Below are 18,154 nucleotides of genomic sequence, written 5' to 3' on the forward strand. Positions count from 1 at the left end.
TCTCAATTATTTTTAACGGGAATAGGATAAAGTGATTTTGCCGGACAGCTTACCCTTAGGAGTATCCAATGCTATATCTTCAGTAAGGACCAACTCCTTATCTGTAACTTTAAGCAGTTTATAAATCTCATCACCAAGCACACCTTTAGTGATCAATTGGTTTCCCTTCAGCTCCCATGTTCCTTTTCCATTATCATATTCTCCCACCAGCTTTTGGTAAGTTCCGTCTTCACTGAGAATCAATTTACTGGATAGATGCTGGGTGAGCCCTCCGTTGATTGTGACGACCACATCTTCCCCACTGGTCTTGAGAAATAAATAATCACTTCCTTTCCATGTCCCAATTAGCTTTCCCTCACTGCTTCCAGTACATGAAAACATGATAAGTAAGAGAATAAGTAAGGGAACTATTCCCCAAGTTCGGTTAACTAGTGTCATATCAAGTTGATAAAATCTGTTTAATAATATGACTTACCATCAAAAATGACAGGTACACTATAAAGTCACAATTACGAAAGAAGAACTGGATTTCCTCTAAGGAGGAATAAGTAAGGGCAAACACAGTTCACTTCAAAATCTGAATGCCTGTATTTTGACAACTTGTGACCAAGGTGTTCATGGTCACAAACTTATCTTTTTATCTAATGAACCTTTGACGAGAAAACGGTATGAAAGTGTAACGAAGAGGGAGACAAAAGTTGATTGGGCTATTTTCATAAAGGAATTGGCCGATCAGCATTACCCTGTGGCCAAATAATAAGGCTTGTGATGGATAATCTGGGTACATACAGCCTGTCGCACTATATGGATGAAGCTTTTTTGCCACGGGAGGCAACGTGCTATGGGACCGATATGAATTTATTCATACACCGAAGCATGGCAGTTGGCTGAATATGGCGGAACTAGAGATCAATGTTCAAATTGGACAATGCCTAAACAGGAAAATTGATAAGAGAGAAACAATGAAGCAGGAAATATGAGCTTGGCAGGAAGACAGAAATAACAAACAGTCAACAATAAATTGGCAGTTCACTACTGATTCGCCAAGGATAAGACTAAAAAGACTTTATCCGACAATTACTAATTGACATGACACTAGCTTTGATTTCATTTATTAAGTTGCTTTTGAGGCAGCTAGAATTATCAAGCTATAGCTCCACTTTTCAAAAGGTCTCTAATAAACCAGTCTTGTACATACATCTGAAGGAAAAACATAGATCTTAAAGACTACAGGTTTTCCTGTCTGGACCCTTCAAACTTTCCCATCGAAACATGCCCCCGTTGGGTTACCCCTTTACCTAGACATACATTGAAAAGCGTTTGAAAAAGAATCCGAATATCCAATAGGAAGTTTAAATTATCTACATACCAAACATCAAGCTTAAGCTTGGTATCCCAGGAAATAGCATTCCTACCATTAATCTGTGCCCAGCCCGTTACCCCTGGCTTTACTTCATGCCTCCTCACTTGCTCTTCAGAATAAAGTGCTAAATAGTCATCCAGCAACGGTCTCGGTCCAACAAGGCTCATATCACCTTTAAGCACATTGATTAGTTGGGGAATTTCATCTAACGAAGTCTTTCTTACCATCCTTCCGAATTCGGTAATCCGCTCTGTGTCTGACAAAAGTACCCCTTCCTCATTGACAAAGTCTGACATAGTTTTGAATTTCAAAATCTGAAAAGGGGTATTCCCTTTACCTGGCCGGGTCTGGGCATAAAAAGGATTTCCACCGTGGTGAATGCTTAAAGCAATCAGCAATACCAGGAATACCGGGAGAAGAATTATAAACATTAAAAAAGCCAGAACTAAATCTATCGCCCTTTTGAGTAAATTACGGTAAATCACTTATTTGAATGTTTTACTAAGTTCTTCTTGAATTACTGAAACAATCATCTCCTGGTCTTGCAGTGTTAAATCAACTGAACTGGGTAGGCAAAGTCCATTTTCAAATAGTTTTTCAGCCGTATTTCCACCATAATATGGAGTCATATTGAAAACAGGCTGCGTATGTAGGGGCTTCCACAGAAACCTGCTTTCAATACCCTTATTCATCAATGCTATTTTCAGTTGATTGTTAGAAAAACCTGTTTTCTCCTTATCCACCAAAATAGTGGTCAGCCAATAATTGGACAGTGAATCATTGGACTCACTCTGAAATTCAATTCCAGGGAAATTTTTTAGTAATTTCCGATACCTCTGATTTACAAGTCTTCTACTTTTTATGCAGCTATCCAATTGTTCAAGCTGGGCAAGTCCTACCGCTGCGGACAGGTTATTCATTTTATAATTATAACCGATTTCCAGGTGATGGTAGAAAGGCAAGTCCTCTCTGGCCTGAGTGGACAGATGCCTTGCATGCTGTATGAATGAAGTATCGTTCGAAACCAAGGCTCCACCACCACCAGAAGTAATAATCTTATTTCCATTAAAGGAAAAAACACCAATTCGTCCAAAAGTCCCGCAATACCTTCCCTGGTATTTGCTACCTATGGCCTCTGCCGCATCTTCCAGAACCGGAATATTGTATTTCACAGATAATTCTACTATCTCCTTCATCTTGGCTGGCATTCCAAACAAATGTACTATTACTATAGCTTTTGGCTTTTTGCCTTTCGCCATCCTGCTAAGAATCGTGTCCTCAAGAAGCTCCGGGCAAATATTCCATGTATCTTTTTCACTGTCTACAAAAATCGGATTCGCTCCCAGGTATACGATTGGGTTAGCTGACGCACAAAAAGTAAAGGACTGACAAATCACTTCATCATCAGGTCCTACACCCAAAAGCACCATCCCAAGATGTAAAGCAGAGGTCCCTGAATTAAGCGCGACGGCTTCGTGCGTCTTTAGCCGCTTTGAAAGCTTATTTTCAAAACGATTGATAAATTGACCGAAAGCGGCAATATGTCCAGAGTTTAACGCTTGCTGAGCATATAAACTTTCGTTACCGTTAAGCACGGGAAATGAAAGGGGAATCTTAAAGACCATTCAATATTTTAACTAAGGCAGTCAAAATATAGTGTAAAAAATCAAACTGCAATATCAAAAACAATAATTCCTTATGCTCCCAAGACTTTTAACTGAACAAAGGATAACGATCAATTAACCCGGCCACCTTACTAACCTGATTTATCCGGAAGGATATCAACGCATTATTTTAAACACAAACAACTACTAAACAGATCCTTATAAAAAACTCCTAGTTCGCATTCATACACTAATTTCACCTGCATACACTAAACAATAAATCTGAGAGTAAATTTTCTGTCCGCTCTCTGTCTGTTGTGTAATTCGTCTTTGTGGCTGTTTCAATACCTTGATTAAGATACTTGGTCCATAACCTCCTCAAACAGCTATGTAATTAGTCTTCAAGAAACGACTTAAAATCCTGCAATTAAAATGAAAGGCTTGGGCTAGCAGGTAAAAATTCTCTTTCCCCGTCAGCCTGGCCAAAAATCCTGAGGTATCCCATTTTCTTTTCCCCGATTTTAGGTTGTTCTTTTGTGGGAGGATCACAAAACACCCGGGGTTTTGGAAACCTTATCCGTTAAAATTAAAAAAGCCTTATTTTCACAACTCAGAAATAATACCCTCACCGATGCAAAAACGCGCTTTCCTTAAATCCCTTGGACTTCTTACCGCTTCTTTCCCTTTACTATCCTGGGATTCAGCCCATCCAGCTTATGACCCTAAAGTTCTTTTGCCGGAGGCGATCAAAAAGGGAGATACAGTGGGCTTGATTTCCCCATCAGCGGCTACAGCAGATAGAATGCAGTTCACCTATGCCAAAGAGGCTTTGGAAGCCTTGGGATTCAATGTGAGACTGGGTAAAAACCTCATGAATCGCCGGGGGCATCTTGCAGGAACAGATAACGAACGGGCCGGGGATCTAAATGAGATGTTTAAAGATAAAAATGTGAAAGCAATCGTAAGTATCCGCGGTGGTTCGGGCGCTGCAAGGATTTTGCCTCTGATTGACTATAAGGCAATCTCCAAAAACCCAAAACCACTTTTAGGATATTCCGATATCACAGCTTTGCATTGTGCGATTCAGGCGAAAACCGGGTTGATTACTTTCCATGGCCCGATGGGTTCAGGGAGTTGGAACAGCTTCAATGTGGATCAATTTGAAAAAGTGTTTATTAAGCGGGAAAAAGTCACCTATCAGAATGTACACTCCGAAAGTGATGACCTGGTCGTTAAATCAAACCGAATTCAAACACTTAAAGGTGGAAAGGCTGAGGGGAAGATCCTGGGAGGAAATTTAACCGTTTTGACAGCAATCTCAGGTTCTCCTTATTATCCGGATTTCAAAGATGCCATTCTTTTTATAGAAGATGTGGGAGAAGATCCTTACAAAATGGACCGAATGATGAGCACGCTAAAACTCAACGGAACATTGGATCATATCAAAGGTTTTATCTTCGGGCAATGTTCTGACTGCGAGCCAGGCAGTGGATATGGTTCTCTTACTTTGGACCAGGTACTCGATGACTACGTACTTCCTTTGGGTATCCCCGCATACTCTGGCGCGATGATTGGACATATTTCCAAGCAATTTATCATTCCTGTAGGTGCGAAAGTTGGCATGGATGCGGACAAAGGAACCATTTCGCTGCTAGAGCCCGTATTTCAATGATAAATGATTCCTAATGAAATTCACACTTCTCCTATTTGCTATTTTAGGAACCCTTTCCTGCAACAGTTCAAAGAATATGCTTCCAGACGATACAGATTTACCTATGACAGAGAACCCGACCGATACTTCCGCCCAACTCACCTATTTAGCTCTTGGTGACAGCTACACTATCGGCGAAGGTGTAAGCGATGTCGGACGATATCCGAACCAATTGGTTGCACTATTAAATACCGGAACAGAGAAATCATGGGCTGCTCCAAAAGTAATTGCCCAAACTGGCTGGACAGTAGATGAACTGGATAAAGGAATCGACAGAGCAGACATAGAAGGAAATACGTATGATCTGGTGACCCTTTCAATCGGGGTAAATAACCAATACAGGGGACTTCCTATTGCTATATTTGAAGAGGAATTTGAAAACATGCTACTACGGGCGATCAGCTTTGCTGCTATCAATGCTGACCACGTGGTTGTATTATCAATTCCGGATTGGGGAGTCACTCCTTTTGCTGTGCAAAGTGGCAGAGATATAAGCAAGATTGCCGATGAGATCGATGCATATAATCGTGTTAAAGCAGAACTATGTAAAAGACATGGGGTGACATACATAGATATCACAACTCAATACAGAAGCTTAGGTGCCCAGGCAGATATGCTTGCTGCCGATGGATTGCATCCTAGCGCCAAAATGTATGGTCTTTGGGCTGAAAAACTATTTCAACAGGTTAACATGATTTATTAGATCCGTTAAGTCTAACTGCAAGCCGGCAGAAGTAAGAAGACAGACAATCGAAGCCTTGCCTGATAAACACGTTAAATTATATTGATATGAAACTATCTGAAAAAAACATAAACCGAATAAAGAAACTTTGTAAGAAATACAAGGTTAAGACATTTTCGGCATTTGGTTCTGTGGCTCGTGACGATTTTAACGATGATTCTGATATTGACTTTGTTGTAGGTTTTGAAGAAACCGACCCTTTCAAATACTCAGATTTATATTTTCAACTTAAAGAGAATTTAGAAAATTTACTTCATCGACATATTGACTTAATCGAAGAACGTGGAATAAAAAATCAAATTTTTAGAAAAGAGCTGGATAGCATTAAAATTCTGATTTATGGACAATAGAATGAGTGCTTAGTTGGAAGATATTATTAAATCTATTGACGAAATATTTGAGTTTCTTCCCGAAAAAAGAGATTTCTTTGAATACCTAAAAGACTTAAAAACCAAAAAGCAGTTGAAAGAAATATTGAAATAATCGAAGAAGCAATTAACCGAATAGTTAAACATAAAGACTCCGATTTTAAGATAAACAACGCACAAAAGATAATTGGGACTCGAAATAGAATTGCTCACGAATAGGATAGCATTTCTGACGAGGTTATTTGGACGATAATAATACGAGAGCTACCTGAATTGAAAAAAGAAATCCAAAGCATAGTGGAAAAGCACTAGCCACAGTCAAGTAACCTGAAGTGATGAAATCGAGCATGTCGAAAACGACACACACCGGGATGATTATAATGCATGCGAGATTCCATATAGCATTTGAAAAACTAGTATAAAAAGATGAAAATTATCCTATTTCTACTTATCAGTACCCTATTTGGGGTAATAGCCTGCGAGAAGCAAGCTGATAAAACCACACAAACCTGGTGGATCAATTCTGCTAAAATGGACTGTACCGGGGTTGCTCCCATGTCCTGTCTGCAAATACAAAAAGGATCTGAGATCGATCCCAAAGGCTGGGAATTTTTCTACAGTGCTATCCAGGGTTTTGACTATGAGCCGGGAAATATCTACCAGATCACTGTAAAGGTCATAGAAAAAGAGATTCCCCTCCCTGCAGATGCTTCTTCTCAAAATTATGAACTGGTAGAAATCCTCAGTAAAAAACCGGATCCTGCCTTGCGGTTGACTAATAGCTGGAAACTCTTAAAAGTGGGTGATATCGAAAATCCAACCGGGTTTAAAAACAAAGAAGCATTGATATTTGAGTTTGATGCCTCAAGAAGAACCTATGTCGGAAATATGGGATGTAATTCTGTCCGCGGCGAAATCAAGGAAAACAACGGTGAAAAATTACTGCTTGGATCCGGAGCAGCTACGATGATGGCCTGCCCTGATATGGCTGCAGAGCAGGCAATCTCTAAAGCTCTGCTGGATACACGAGGATATAAACTGGAAAACAACCAACTTTACTTTCTGAATGAAGGCGGGGAAACCTTGATGGTTTTCCAGGCTGTAGATTAAGGTTACCTATGAAAATTATTTGCATTGGCCGTAATTACGCGGCACATATTGAGGAACTGAAAAATGAAACCCCGGGAAATCCGGTAGTATTTCTTAAACCCGATACGGCGCTGTTAAAAGACGGTGCTCCATTTTTCTATCCTGATTTTTCCCAGAACATCCATCATGAAGCAGAGTTGGTGCTGAAAATTTCCAAGCAGGGAAAATACATACAGAAACAATTTGCACACCGGTATTTTGATGAGATAGGAATCGGGATAGATTTTACTGCCCGTGACCTTCAGGATCAATGCAAGGCCAAGGGATTACCTTGGGAAATAGCCAAGGGATTCAATGGTGCTGCTCCCATTGGAAAGTTCAAATCAGTAGAAGATTTTGAAGATCAGAAAAACATAGATTTTCACCTGACTATCAATGGAGAAACCCGCCAAAAAGGCAACACGTCACTGATGCTTTTTGATTTTGGGGATATCATAGCCTATGTTTCCCAATTTTTCATGCTAAAAACAGGAGACCTCATCTACACCGGCACACCTGCCGGCGTGGGGCCTGTACAGATCGGGGACAAATTGGAAGGATTTATAGGTACGGAAAAGTTATTGGATTTTGAAGTTAACTAAGTTAAGCTACGCATTCCTTTTTCTTGGATTTATTAATATGTTAGAGTCAACTGCCCAGGTAGTAGATAAAGGCTATTTCAAGAACCCTATCAATCCAGGAACCAGAAATTATCTATCGGGAAATTTTGCTGAATTGAGACCCAATCACTTCCATACGGGTTTGGATTTTAAAACCGGGGGTCAGGAAGGGGTCCCTGTTTTGGCAGCGGCAGACGGCTGGGTACACCGGATCAAAATCTCCTCATTTGGCTATGGAAATGTTATCTACCTAAAACATCCAAATGGTAAAATCACGCTTTACGGTCACTTGCGCAATTTCAATAAGGAGCTCAGTGACTACATGCGCAAGAAAATGTATGCTGCTAAAGCCAATGAACTGGAAGTCTATCTTGAGCAGGGAGAGATCCCCGTAAAACAGGGCCAACGGATCGCCGATAGCGGAAATACCGGGGGTTCGGGAGGACCACACCTGCATTTTGAGATCCGGGATAGCTTGGACCGGGCGATGGATCCACTCTTATTTGGATTCTCCGAAATCATCGATAATACACCTCCGGTTCCCCAAAGCATAGCCATTGTTCCCTTGGATATAGATTCCCGCGTGAATGGGAAATTTGCCCGACTAGAAGTCACTCCAGTAGCAAGCGGATCAACTTATCGCCTTCCAAATGATATCAAAATCACTGGAAAAGTAGGTATAGAAATCCGAAGCTTCGATCAACTCGACGGAGCTAGCAATAGAAATGGTTTTCCTACTTTTGAACTGTTGGATGAAAAAGGGACGCTTTTCAACCTCACCGTGGATAAGGTTAATTTCAACTATTCCCGACAATTTCTCCAGCATACCTATCAAAATCGCTATACCAGGCTTTATTACCAGAAGAACTTGAAGTTTGAATTTATCAGTCCTAAATCAGACACAACTGGCCACTTGCAACTAGAACCTGGCATAAAAAAAGCGTTCAGGCTAAAGTTACGGGACGCCTATGGAAATGAGCGACAGGTTAGTTTTACGCTACAAGGCCAGGATTTGGAAACCGTGGTAAATGATGGGACTGCACCGGCCAAAGCGTCTTTGGAATACATCAATAACATTTTGAAAATCAAGGCTCCCGTTACACCAAAAGGAGGCTTGGCAAAGTTTTATCTGGGAGCAAATCAATTTGAAATGCTCCCCGCCTATCAGGATACCGATAGCCGTACGTATCTCTGGGACTTGGATTTTGGTATTCCTGAGGAAATTGACATCTGCTCGGAGGTGGTGATCCCAGAGATCAATGCACTTATTCCTGCGGGAAAAGAGATCTCCTATTCCGAGAGAAACCTGCAAATGAATTTCAACCACGAAACTGTGCTGGATGATTTATTCCTGAGAGTTTCGCAGTCTGGATCTGCGGTAAGCCCACATTTGAATGTGAACAGTAACCGGGAATTTCTTTGGAATGCAATGAATATACGTTGGAATTTGCCTGACTATTCCGGAAACAAGGCACGGTCCCATGCTTATTATACCTCGGGTGGGGCTAAATCTTTTTTGGGAGGAACATGGGAGGGGAACACCCTGGATTTCGGATCCAGATACCTGGGGGAAATCTCCATTTTGCAAGACGACATCAAGCCCACCATTAAGGTTATCCGCGTCAATTCATCGGAAATCCGTTTTGTAATCCGGGATGAGCTCTCCGGCATCGACAGCTATGAAGCCTTTGTAGATGGCAAATGGGTACTGATGAGGTATGAATACAAACAAGCCGTGATTTGGTCCGAAAAACTAACAAATGAACCGTTCAAAGGAGAAGTTTTGCTAAAAGTTACCGATAAAGCTGGCAATACTGCTGAATGGAAAGGAACGATTGGTTAAATTAGGCGCCCTAAACAACTAGCATATGCAATTAAAAGAAGGCCAAATGGCCCCGGATTTTGAAGCGAATATTGAAACAGGAGAAACGATCAAGCTTTCCGACTATCGAGGGAAAAAGGTGGTCCTCTATTTTTACCCTAAAGATGCCACACCGGGATGTACTGCCCAGGCATGCAATCTGAGAGATAACTACGAAGAGTTGCAGAAAGCAGGCTATGTGGTTTTTGGGATCAGTTCAGATGCGGAGAAATCTCATTTGAAGTTTAAAGAAAAGCAAGCCTTGCCTTTTTCTTTGATTGCTGATACTGACCTGAAAGTCCATGAAGCCTACGGCACCTGGCAAGAAAAAAATACGTTTGGCAAAACCTACATGGGAACCGTCCGAACCACTTTTGTAATAGATGAAGAGGGAATAATCTCCGAAATCATAGAAAAAGTAAACACTAAAGATCATACAGCTCAAATACTCAAATAAACCTATTAAACATGGAAAAAAAATCAATAGAACAACTCGAGCAAATCGCCTCGCAGGTACGTAGAGATTGCCTCCGTATGGTGCATGCTGTCCAGTCCGGGCACCCGGGGGCATCACTGGGGTGTACTGAGTTTTTTACAGCTCTGTACTTTGACCAGCTCAATCACGATCCTAATTTCAATATGGAAGGAAAAGGCGAAGATCTCTTCTTCCTTTCCAACGGCCATATTTCACCGGTATGGTATTCGGTGCTTTCCAGATCAGGCTATTTTTCCCCTGAGGAAATGAATACGTTCAGAAAGCTGAATTCCAGGCTTCAAGGTCACCCTGCGACCGAGGAAGGGCTTCCAGGAATCAGAATCGCTTCAGGTTCATTGGGACAGGGATTATCTGTGGCAATCGGTGCGGCACAGGCAAAGAAAATCGATGGCGACAAAAGCACCGTGTATGTGCTGATGGGCGATGGTGAGCAGGAAGAAGGCCAAATCTGGGAAGCTGCAATGTATGCAGCACACTGGAAAGTGGACAATCTGATCGCTACAATAGATCTTAACAGACAGCAGATCGACGGTGCAACTAAGGACATCATGAATTTGATCGATCTGAGAGCAAAATATGAATCTTTCGGCTGGGAAGTAAATGATATCTTTCAGGGCAATGACATGAAGTCTGTGGTAGAAGGCCTTGAAAAAGCAAAAGGGCTGAGTCGTCAGGGAAAACCTGTATTGAACCTACTTCATACAGAAATGGGCTTTGGCGTTGACTTCATGGTGGGTACGCACAAGTGGCATGGCATAGCGCCAAGTGACGAGCAACTCGCAGAAGCTTTAGGACAACTTCCGGAAACTCTTGGCGATTATTGATCAGGGGATTTTTAGACTATTCAACGAAAAGAAAACATGGAAAAGACATTGGATTTAAAATTCAACTATACAGAAAAAAAAGATACACGCTCAGGCTTCGGTGACGGCTTCCTTGAGGCTGGACGCAGAAATCCAAATGTGGTGGGACTTTGTGCGGATTTGATCGGTTCATTGAAAATGGGTGCGTTCCAGAAGGAATTTCCTGAAAGATTCTTTCAGACCGGTATCGCTGAGGCAAATATGATGGGCATTGCCGCGGGTATGACCATCAACGGTAAGATCCCTTTCACAGGTACTTTCGCCAACTTCTCAACAGGCCGTGTGTACGATCAGATACGTCAGTCAATTGCCTATTCTGGCAAAAACGTGAAAATCTGTGCCTCCCACGCTGGTTTGACCCTGGGAGAAGACGGTGCTACCCACCAGATTCTGGAAGATGTGGGCATGATGAAAATGCTTCCGCACATGACCGTGATCAATCCTTGTGATTATAACCAGACTAAAGCAGCTACCATCGCGATCGCTGATTACGAAGGACCTGTTTACCTGAGGTTTGGACGTCCATCCTGGCCTATTTTCACTGATCCTGCCCAGAAGTTTGAAATCGGGAAAGCCTGGAAAATGATCGAGGGCACCGATGTGACTATCTTCGCTACCGGGCACTTGGTGTGGGAAGCTGTAGTGGCAGAAGCAATGCTTAGATCAGAAGGCATTTCTGCCGAGGTGATCAATATCCATACAATTAAGCCGCTGGACCAGGAAGCAATCCTTGATTCTGTTGCTAAAACAGGCTGCGCAGTGACTGCCGAAGAACATCAGTACAATGGCGGTCTTGGTGATAGTGTTGCTCAGACACTTGCCCGACATAATCCTGCTCCAGTGGAGTATGTAGGTGTAAATGACAGCTTTGGCGAGTCGGGGACACCTACTCAGTTACTGGATAAATACGGACTTGATGCCGCCAATATCGTAGCTGCTGCCAAGAAAGTATTGGCTAGAAAATAATAAGATCCCCTTCTACTGAAGGTCCATTAAACCACTTAATCCACAGCCATCTAATGGCTGTGGATTTTACTTTCATCACCCTGATGTAAACACATCAAAAATCTCCTCATTTTTATTTTGGCAAGACAATTGAAATACATTTCTTTGAGTAAGAATCAACAAAGATTTCTCATCCAAAATTGCCGTTTATTCTCACTCACCCTCGCCTATTTCAATGATTAAGCTTACTGACGATATTAGTATCCAGAAACTCACTTTCTCTGATCAACCGGAGTTGCTTGAGTTGATGCGTGAAATTTACATTCCCTCTTACCAGCATATTTGGTCTGATACAGGCGAATGGTACTTGGAGCAGATGTATAACCCTGAAGCTTTTCGCCAAGACCTCGAAGACCCTAAAAGCCATTATTATTTTGTGCTTTATGAGGGGTGGAAAATAGGGATTTTGAAGTATAGCTATCCAGAATCCCCTGCGTTGATTGACTTTCCCAATTCCCTAAAGCTACACCGCATTTATATCAGCAAGGAATATCAAGGTAAAGGGATCGCAGCCCGCATCATGAAAATGGTAGAGTCCGTAGCACGAGAGCGGAATCTCAACTATATGTGGCTCGAAGTAATGGACACCCAGCTGCAAGCGCAGAAATTCTATAGAAAAATGGGGTTTGAGTGGTTATTTACCTATCATTTGGATTACAAAAAGCTTCTCCCTAAATACCGTGGAATTCAGATTTTGAGAAAGTCCTTAACTTGATCTTCATGTAAGATTGGTCAAATGACTGCCATTACAGCTCTCCAAATACCATTGGAATAAGGTATTTTAGAAAATGGCCTGTATGCTAAACCCACCCTTTATCCATTGATAGCAGGCATGCCATTTTCTTCATTGGTCATCTGTTTTTCTGATGACCATACCAAAGGCAAACACAACCAAACTAAACCTTTTTCATATGATTATAATTTGTCTTTTAAGGGCCATATGGAATCTCGCATGCATTATAATCATCCCAGTGTGTGACTCTTGAGTCATGCTCGATTTCACCTATTAAAGAGCTTCTTCCAGTTTTTTCTTAATTTCATTAAAATCCGCTTTCATTTTAGCTTCAGAATTAATTTTCTCTAAAACTGAACTGATTATCTCAAAATGCTCCAGTTCAGCTATCTTCTGGCCTTTATTACCGGCCAGCTTCCATAGCTTAAGGTACTCATTAATGATATCTTCTTTTTTAGCCTCGGAAATCCCTATAAGGAATTGCGCTAACATAATATTTGCAAAATGGGCCATTTTCCAAAAATCATCAGAGGTTGACTCACTTCCTTCTAATTCATTATAGATTCTTTGAATTGCCTTCCTAGCCTCCAGATCAATATTCTTCAGTCCACTTTTGTCCTGCAGTAAAAGATGTAGCCTGGTAAGGGTCAGCCAATTTGTAAGCGGATAGGCATCATTATAGTCAGAGAACTGACTTGCCTGCTTATACGCATGGATAGCTTCTGATAGCGCTTTCATCAAATCTTCAACCGGGGCATCCCGGAGAATATGCATTTTCCGTTTGTTTGCACTGCCAATCAAACTCCATCTTTCGGCACTTTCGCCAAAATGCTTTGCTAATCCTTCAAGATCTACGATGACTTTATCAATCTTTTTGACAGCTTCTTTCAGGCCGATTTTCTTCAACCCATATTGCTGCAAAGAAAGCTTGGCAAGAGTATTACAATACCTTTCAAAACTTTTAATAGTAAATGCTGACTTTTTGGATTTCAGTAATTGTTCGTAGCAAGTACATGATTTCTCATATTCCTGCAAGCCAGCATATATATTGGCTGATAGCTCGTAGATATTGTCCGTGAGCATAGCTCTACTTTTCATTTTCTCAAAAACAGAATCAAGCCTGTCCAGTACTCCATCATGGTTATATTCATTGGAGCCCATAGACTCAAGCGTATTCTGCAACTCAATTTCTACTTCTTCGCAAACCAGCAACTCATCATCATTCCTGCTCCAAGCGCCTTCTTCGGACAGCTTATAAAAGGGATCTCCGTAACATTGAAAAGCTCCCCAAGTATTGGTTCTACGGCCATATTCCTTATAAATGACTTTCCTGGCGCGCTTGACAGCCTCTCCAAATCCCAAGCCTTCAAACATATTCTCATAGAACTGTTTGGAAAACTCCAAAGCAGCCGCATCATCCACAGCCCATCCTGCCACCACTACTGCTCTTGCGCCATTGTTGATAAGCTGGGTCCCAATGTTTGCAGCAAATTTATTTCTATACTGACTTCTCTCTTCGGATCCCCTATCCACCAGTCCCAGGTAGCAGCAGTTCACAAAAACCAATTCCGCCGAGGAGCTCATCCCTGCAATCTGCGCTGGGGTTAAGAAAGTATCGTTTCCGATTACCATTCCCGTAGCGCGATTGGGGCCATATTTGAAGACTCCGTGCCCAGCGAGATGTATGATTTTATGATTTCTGGAAAAAAGCTTGAGAATAATATCGGACGCAGTGCTGCTGATTAAGCGCTGAATCTGATAGTTGTTTTTCTTAAGAATATCAACGACGGCCTCAGCTTCCCGTTTGGCACCTGGAAGCTGGGGAAAAAACTTATCAAGAATAGGATCTCCAACCACTAAGGCTGATTTTTCCGTTACTCTCGCAATTTTTTTACGGGATTGCATAGTGGTCAACTGACGGATCATGCCTGTATGCACACAAAGCGGAACTGCATCCAAATCTTCCTGAATCATTTCCCAAGGATATTCTGCTGATGCCAGATCTAATATCCAAGACACATTATTCAGTCGCTTCACTTCCTCTTTAAACTCATAGGGTATCAATAGCTCAAACATAGTTTTGGCTATCTCAGGAGAATATTGGTTTTCCAATGTCATTCTCTTAAGCAAGAGTGCTAAAGTTTTATCATTTGCCGGCATAAATTCCACCTTCTCACTCGCACCGTTTGAAGCAATAGACATCCGAATTGCTTCCTCCACTTCTTCTATATCTTTGATTTTTAATTCATGGCTTACACTTATTCTGGTCCACCAGTCCTGAGTATTCTCATAAGGGATTCTCCAGCGTCTTCCCAGTTTATAGTTTAGCCCCTTCTCCTTGAAAGCTACATTAAACTCCTTGCTATCATCAACCTCCAATCGCTTGATAGTTTTCAAAATGGATAAGGCTTTATCATTGAATATTTCAATAATCTCTATCTCTTCTATGCCTTTTATCTTTCCTTTATAAGCTGACTGGATATTTTTATTTGCTTTCTGTACGCCAAGAATAATCGCACGAATAGAACTCTCTGTGGAAAGTCCGCCATAAGCATTTGCTATAGCAATCACTGAAATACCTGAAGTTGGAACGCCCGTCCCATCTAGTTGAACCTTTGTATTTCCTTTTTTAATGGTCAAATATCTGGCTACGCCTTTTTCTACGGAATTCATCAGAGCAAATCCTGATAGTTCCCCAGGAACACCCAATCCTATAATCAATCCTCCCTTAAAAGATGATTTTGTGAAATTTTCATTTAAAACAATTTGATTGCTCCCTATAGGACCTGGGTACAAACCTAAGCCGTGTAATCTCGCCAGTTCTCCATCCAGTTGACGGTCAATCGCAAGCTCAGTGGTAAGGATTGCATCAAATTCAAAATGTCCCGCAAGCACAGGATATTTTGCATATTTCAGATCTCCATGGCTTACAGTTACTAAAATAGGTTTCTCTTCGTGCCATTTTTCCTCTTCCTCTTCTATTCCCAAAATTGTATGCAGGACCTTTTCCTCGCTAATATCAAAGATCTCGGTCTCTGATGGAACAAAATCTTTTTCTTCTCCCCGGGTCTTAGGAAGGCTGTTTTGCAGCCTTTTGGTAGTTCCATAGTTCAGCAAATCCTCAATAGCGGCAAATAGTTTTGTGTCTTTAGAAAGTGAACCATGGGTCACATTGGCATAATACACTTGATTTTTGTCATGGATATCCTTTGGAATGCCAGAAACCCAGGTGACACTTTCGTCCCCCGCATTGGTTGCATAAAACACCAATTCTCCATCTTCTATGGCCAGGTTGGAGATGGTAAAGCTTTTCTTTCCACTTTGTCCGGCGATGTAGGTGATATTTGAATAATCGATATTGTCCACAGTGTTGAGCACTTTCTCCTGATGCGCTGCAAATTCATTCAGCACTTCCTGCGAAGGAATTGGCCAGGAAACATCTCCGGCGGCAGCCCGCATTTTCTCCCATAATTTTCTATCGGAGAAATCATGCTTACTGTTGTTGCTCATCGGCAACAGGTTAAGAATTCCAGGAAAATTGCAGAATACTTCCAAAAGCTGCTTGGTAGAATGCCTGATATCTATTTTCCCCAACAACTTGATCAGACTGTCCTTACCAAACAGCACATAGGGAATGCGATAAGAACCTCCTAATGGGGACCCCAAAAACACCGCCCTGAACCCTGCCGAAGTGTTGAGTTTTTGCCAGGTACCTGGGTGATAAACAATAAAATCACGTACCAAAACTCCTCCCATACTGTGGGCCACTATTTTAATAGGCTGGTTGTATCCAAGTAGTTTTTCTACCGTATTCCTAAACTCCTCGGCCGTTTCCTTAAGAGGAATTCTCCAGTCAAACTGAAAAGTAACGATGTCGTAACTCCTGGACAATTGATCTCCCAGCTTTCCATACGAAGTTTTTATCAAAGAATGGGCAGTAAGTGTCCCGGGGGATCCTCCTTGGTAAGCGAGCCCAGTCAACTCCCCTTTCAGGAAACGCCAATAATTAATCCAAAGCAGTTCGTCGTTAGCCCCTGCTTTACCCGGATCACCTATATTAGACCCCATGATTCCCGGAATCAACAGGAGAATCGGGCGACTTTTGCTTATTGTATCACGTTTATAGCAACCAGACTCTATTCCTAGAATTCCCCTTTCCGAATCAACTAATTTCAGATCAAAATTCTCAGGGATCCTCCCTACTTCAGCCGACAGCCCCGCAAGCACTGCTTTCAAGGTATCTGCATTGGAGAAATATTTGAAGTGATTGATTGTACCGCTTTTCTCTATATATACCGCAACGTTACCCGGAGCACGTCTTGCTCCCCATTTCATACTTTCCGTATCCACAACCAGGTCATTTCTCTTCATAAAGAACAGCTTGCCCAATATCACCACGAGCGTCTTGAAACTTAGGCTCAGCTCACTGCTTCCCCCCACCACAAAAAGTGGAAAATTGACTTCAATAGCAGACGCCTGATAATTCATCGCTTTGATGAATGGCGATTTCGGGTTCATCGCTTCCAGGCCGGGCAGGACATCCACATCATCTTTGCAGGCCACCGCTTCCATTATAAATTCCTTGAAGATTACAAAAATAGGATTCCCCACATGACCCACCGCCAGGCCTACCAGATTGAACGTGACATTCAGAAAAATATTCAGGCGATTGGATGCCAGCGTAGTTCCATTGGCCGGGCTGGCTACACGAACCATAGACCTTATTTTGATCTCTTTTGCCTCAAGGGCATCTGCAATCTCTTTGATGGCGTTCAGGTCATCCTCCCTCTCATGCTTCTGCAAGAGTGCCTGCTCCTGCTCATCAAATCCCCTTTTGTCAGTAGAAAATCTAGCCAATAAATCTGCCAACAGTCCACCGCGTGATTGGCTTAGCAGATCCAGTTCTATCCCGGAAGGGAGCGCTTTGATCAAGTGGAGAATATTCCGTAAAGGGCTTGCGGTAAGAGATCTATGTTGATAGGCCAACAAATGCCCCTTCGTATATTTATCCATTAAAACCTTCCACTCGTTGGACTCCTTCAGATCACCAAAGGAGCTTACTGTAGAAGACGCTGTTCCGTGCAATAACAGTAAGTACCGGCTTTTAACGTCCAAATTCGCTTCACCGCTGTTCTCCTTAAAACTCAGGGTACTGAGTTCTATATCAGGGGAACAAGCTGCCAATACCCCAAACTCAACCGCTTTGAAATCTTCTCCGGTGAAAGCCAGTTGTTTGTCCTCTAGTTTTCTGGCCATTTCCCTCATCTTGGGCTTAATGATTTTCTTTTTCACGAAGATTTTAACCAGCTTGATCCCTATCTTCTTGAATATTCCTCTATCCCGTTCATCAGATTCCAGCTCATCTGGCAGGTAGAGCTCATCACCATCCGCAGAGCGTTTGGTTTCCTTCGGAAAAAGTGCGGTGACTGTCTCACTATCTCCCAGCCATACTGTGTTGTCTTCAAATTGAAACTCAATGATTTTGTCATCATCAAGTTCAAGCGTTTGCTCCGGAACATCTCCCCTGGTAGGGCTTTCCACCGTGTAGGCCTGATCCAGTTGATAGAGTTCAAATCCCGAGTCATCCCCGATGTGAAATGAAGAATGATCCTGTCCTTTAAGCTTGATTTTCAAAATAGCCATAGCTAAAAATTATTAGG

The 18,154-nt window shown here is 42.0% G+C and carries 15 protein-coding genes; 11 read left to right on the top strand and 4 right to left on the bottom strand.

The genetic code is table 11. The features are described from left to right. Positions 1-12: 12 nt before the first annotated feature. The 3 genes from AS141_RS13390 to AS141_RS13400 all read right to left on the bottom strand — a co-directional run bounded on the left by AS141_RS13390 (position 13) and on the right by AS141_RS13400 (position 2,988). Positions 13-438 (bottom strand): hypothetical protein, encoded by a 426-nt coding sequence (locus tag AS141_RS13390; RefSeq protein WP_157243471.1) that lies wholly within the window; start codon positions 436-438, stop codon positions 13-15. 789 nt (positions 439-1,227) lie between these two features. Next, on the bottom strand, positions 1,228-1,848 hold the full coding sequence (locus AS141_RS13395; protein WP_317043040.1) for a sugar transferase: 621 nt from the start codon (positions 1,846-1,848) through the stop codon (positions 1,228-1,230). After that, positions 1,849-2,988 carry an aminotransferase class I/II-fold pyridoxal phosphate-dependent enzyme gene (locus AS141_RS13400; protein WP_057938162.1) on the bottom strand — a complete coding sequence of 380 codons (1,140 nt, stop codon included), beginning with the start codon at positions 2,986-2,988 and terminating at the stop codon, positions 1,849-1,851. A gap of 610 nt (positions 2,989-3,598) precedes the next feature. Here AS141_RS13400 and AS141_RS13405 point away from each other — a divergent pair. The 11 genes from AS141_RS13405 to AS141_RS13455 all read left to right on the top strand — a co-directional run bounded on the left by AS141_RS13405 (position 3,599) and on the right by AS141_RS13455 (position 12,476). Next, a complete protein-coding gene (locus AS141_RS13405; protein WP_057938163.1) occupies positions 3,599-4,639 on the top strand; it encodes a S66 peptidase family protein in 1,041 nt (346 codons plus the stop codon). A gap of 13 nt (positions 4,640-4,652) precedes the next feature. Beyond that, entirely contained in the window at positions 4,653-5,381 is a 729-nt protein-coding gene (locus AS141_RS13410) for an SGNH/GDSL hydrolase family protein (RefSeq protein WP_082632293.1), read from the top strand. Positions 5,382-5,467: 86 nt separating this feature from the next. Then, positions 5,468-5,770, top strand: coding sequence for a nucleotidyltransferase domain-containing protein (locus AS141_RS13415; protein WP_057938164.1), 303 nt, complete (start codon positions 5,468-5,470; stop codon positions 5,768-5,770). 153 nt (positions 5,771-5,923) lie between these two features. Next, positions 5,924-6,007, top strand: coding sequence for a hypothetical protein (locus tag AS141_RS27085; protein WP_232424917.1), 84 nt, complete (start codon positions 5,924-5,926; stop codon positions 6,005-6,007). 207 nt (positions 6,008-6,214) lie between these two features. After that, complete coding sequence (locus AS141_RS13425) at positions 6,215-6,898, top strand: DUF4377 domain-containing protein (protein WP_057938165.1); 684 nt, start codon at positions 6,215-6,217, stop codon at positions 6,896-6,898. An 8-nt stretch (positions 6,899-6,906) separates the two neighbouring features. After that, on the top strand, positions 6,907-7,518 hold the full coding sequence (locus AS141_RS13430) for a fumarylacetoacetate hydrolase family protein (protein WP_057938166.1): 612 nt from the start codon (positions 6,907-6,909) through the stop codon (positions 7,516-7,518). 37 nt (positions 7,519-7,555) lie between these two features. Then, positions 7,556-9,379, top strand: coding sequence for a M23 family metallopeptidase (locus AS141_RS13435; protein ID WP_057938167.1), 1,824 nt, complete (start codon positions 7,556-7,558; stop codon positions 9,377-9,379). Positions 9,380-9,404: 25 nt separating this feature from the next. After that, positions 9,405-9,854 (top strand): thioredoxin-dependent thiol peroxidase, encoded by a 450-nt coding sequence (bcp, locus tag AS141_RS13440; RefSeq protein ID WP_057938168.1) that lies wholly within the window; start codon positions 9,405-9,407, stop codon positions 9,852-9,854. Positions 9,855-9,865: 11 nt separating this feature from the next. Further along, the gene (locus AS141_RS13445; RefSeq protein WP_057938169.1) at positions 9,866-10,717 is read left to right on the top strand and encodes a transketolase; all 852 of its coding nucleotides are present in this window, start codon (positions 9,866-9,868) and stop codon (positions 10,715-10,717) included. Positions 10,718-10,753: 36 nt separating this feature from the next. Beyond that, the gene (locus AS141_RS13450) at positions 10,754-11,722 is read left to right on the top strand and encodes a transketolase family protein (protein ID WP_057938170.1); all 969 of its coding nucleotides are present in this window, start codon (positions 10,754-10,756) and stop codon (positions 11,720-11,722) included. Between the two features lie 214 nt (positions 11,723-11,936). Beyond that, positions 11,937-12,476, top strand: a complete 540-nt coding sequence (locus AS141_RS13455) for a GNAT family N-acetyltransferase (protein WP_057938171.1) — start codon at positions 11,937-11,939, stop codon at positions 12,474-12,476. A 291-nt stretch (positions 12,477-12,767) separates the two neighbouring features. On the opposite strand, the gene AS141_RS13460 is transcribed toward AS141_RS13455, so the two are convergent. Further along, positions 12,768-18,137 (bottom strand): CHAT domain-containing protein, encoded by a 5,370-nt coding sequence (locus tag AS141_RS13460; protein ID WP_057938172.1) that lies wholly within the window; start codon positions 18,135-18,137, stop codon positions 12,768-12,770. Positions 18,138-18,154 lie beyond the last annotated feature (17 nt).

Source organism: Algoriphagus resistens (assembly GCF_001442615.1).
GTDB lineage: Bacteria > Bacteroidota > Bacteroidia > Cytophagales > Cyclobacteriaceae > Algoriphagus > Algoriphagus resistens.

Coding starts and splice junctions, on each gene's coding strand:
- AS141_RS13435 (WP_057938167.1), top strand. CDS start 7,556: ATGTTAGAGTCAACTGCCCAGGTAGTAGATAAAGGCTATTTCAAGAAC.
- AS141_RS13430 (WP_057938166.1), top strand. CDS start 6,907: ATGAAAATTATTTGCATTGGCCGTAATTACGCGGCACATATTGAGGAA.
- AS141_RS13455 (WP_057938171.1), top strand. CDS start 11,937: ATGATTAAGCTTACTGACGATATTAGTATCCAGAAACTCACTTTCTCT.
- AS141_RS13410 (WP_082632293.1), top strand. CDS start 4,653: ATGAAATTCACACTTCTCCTATTTGCTATTTTAGGAACCCTTTCCTGC.
- AS141_RS13405 (WP_057938163.1), top strand. CDS start 3,599: ATGCAAAAACGCGCTTTCCTTAAATCCCTTGGACTTCTTACCGCTTCT.
- AS141_RS13425 (WP_057938165.1), top strand. CDS start 6,215: ATGAAAATTATCCTATTTCTACTTATCAGTACCCTATTTGGGGTAATA.
- AS141_RS13445 (WP_057938169.1), top strand. CDS start 9,866: ATGGAAAAAAAATCAATAGAACAACTCGAGCAAATCGCCTCGCAGGTA.
- AS141_RS13460 (WP_057938172.1), bottom strand. CDS start 18,137: ATGGCTATTTTGAAAATCAAGCTTAAAGGACAGGATCATTCTTCATTT.
- AS141_RS13450 (WP_057938170.1), top strand. CDS start 10,754: ATGGAAAAGACATTGGATTTAAAATTCAACTATACAGAAAAAAAAGAT.
- AS141_RS13415 (WP_057938164.1), top strand. CDS start 5,468: ATGAAACTATCTGAAAAAAACATAAACCGAATAAAGAAACTTTGTAAG.
- bcp (WP_057938168.1), top strand. CDS start 9,405: ATGCAATTAAAAGAAGGCCAAATGGCCCCGGATTTTGAAGCGAATATT.
- AS141_RS13390 (WP_157243471.1), bottom strand. CDS start 438: ATGACACTAGTTAACCGAACTTGGGGAATAGTTCCCTTACTTATTCTC.
- AS141_RS13400 (WP_057938162.1), bottom strand. CDS start 2,988: ATGGTCTTTAAGATTCCCCTTTCATTTCCCGTGCTTAACGGTAACGAA.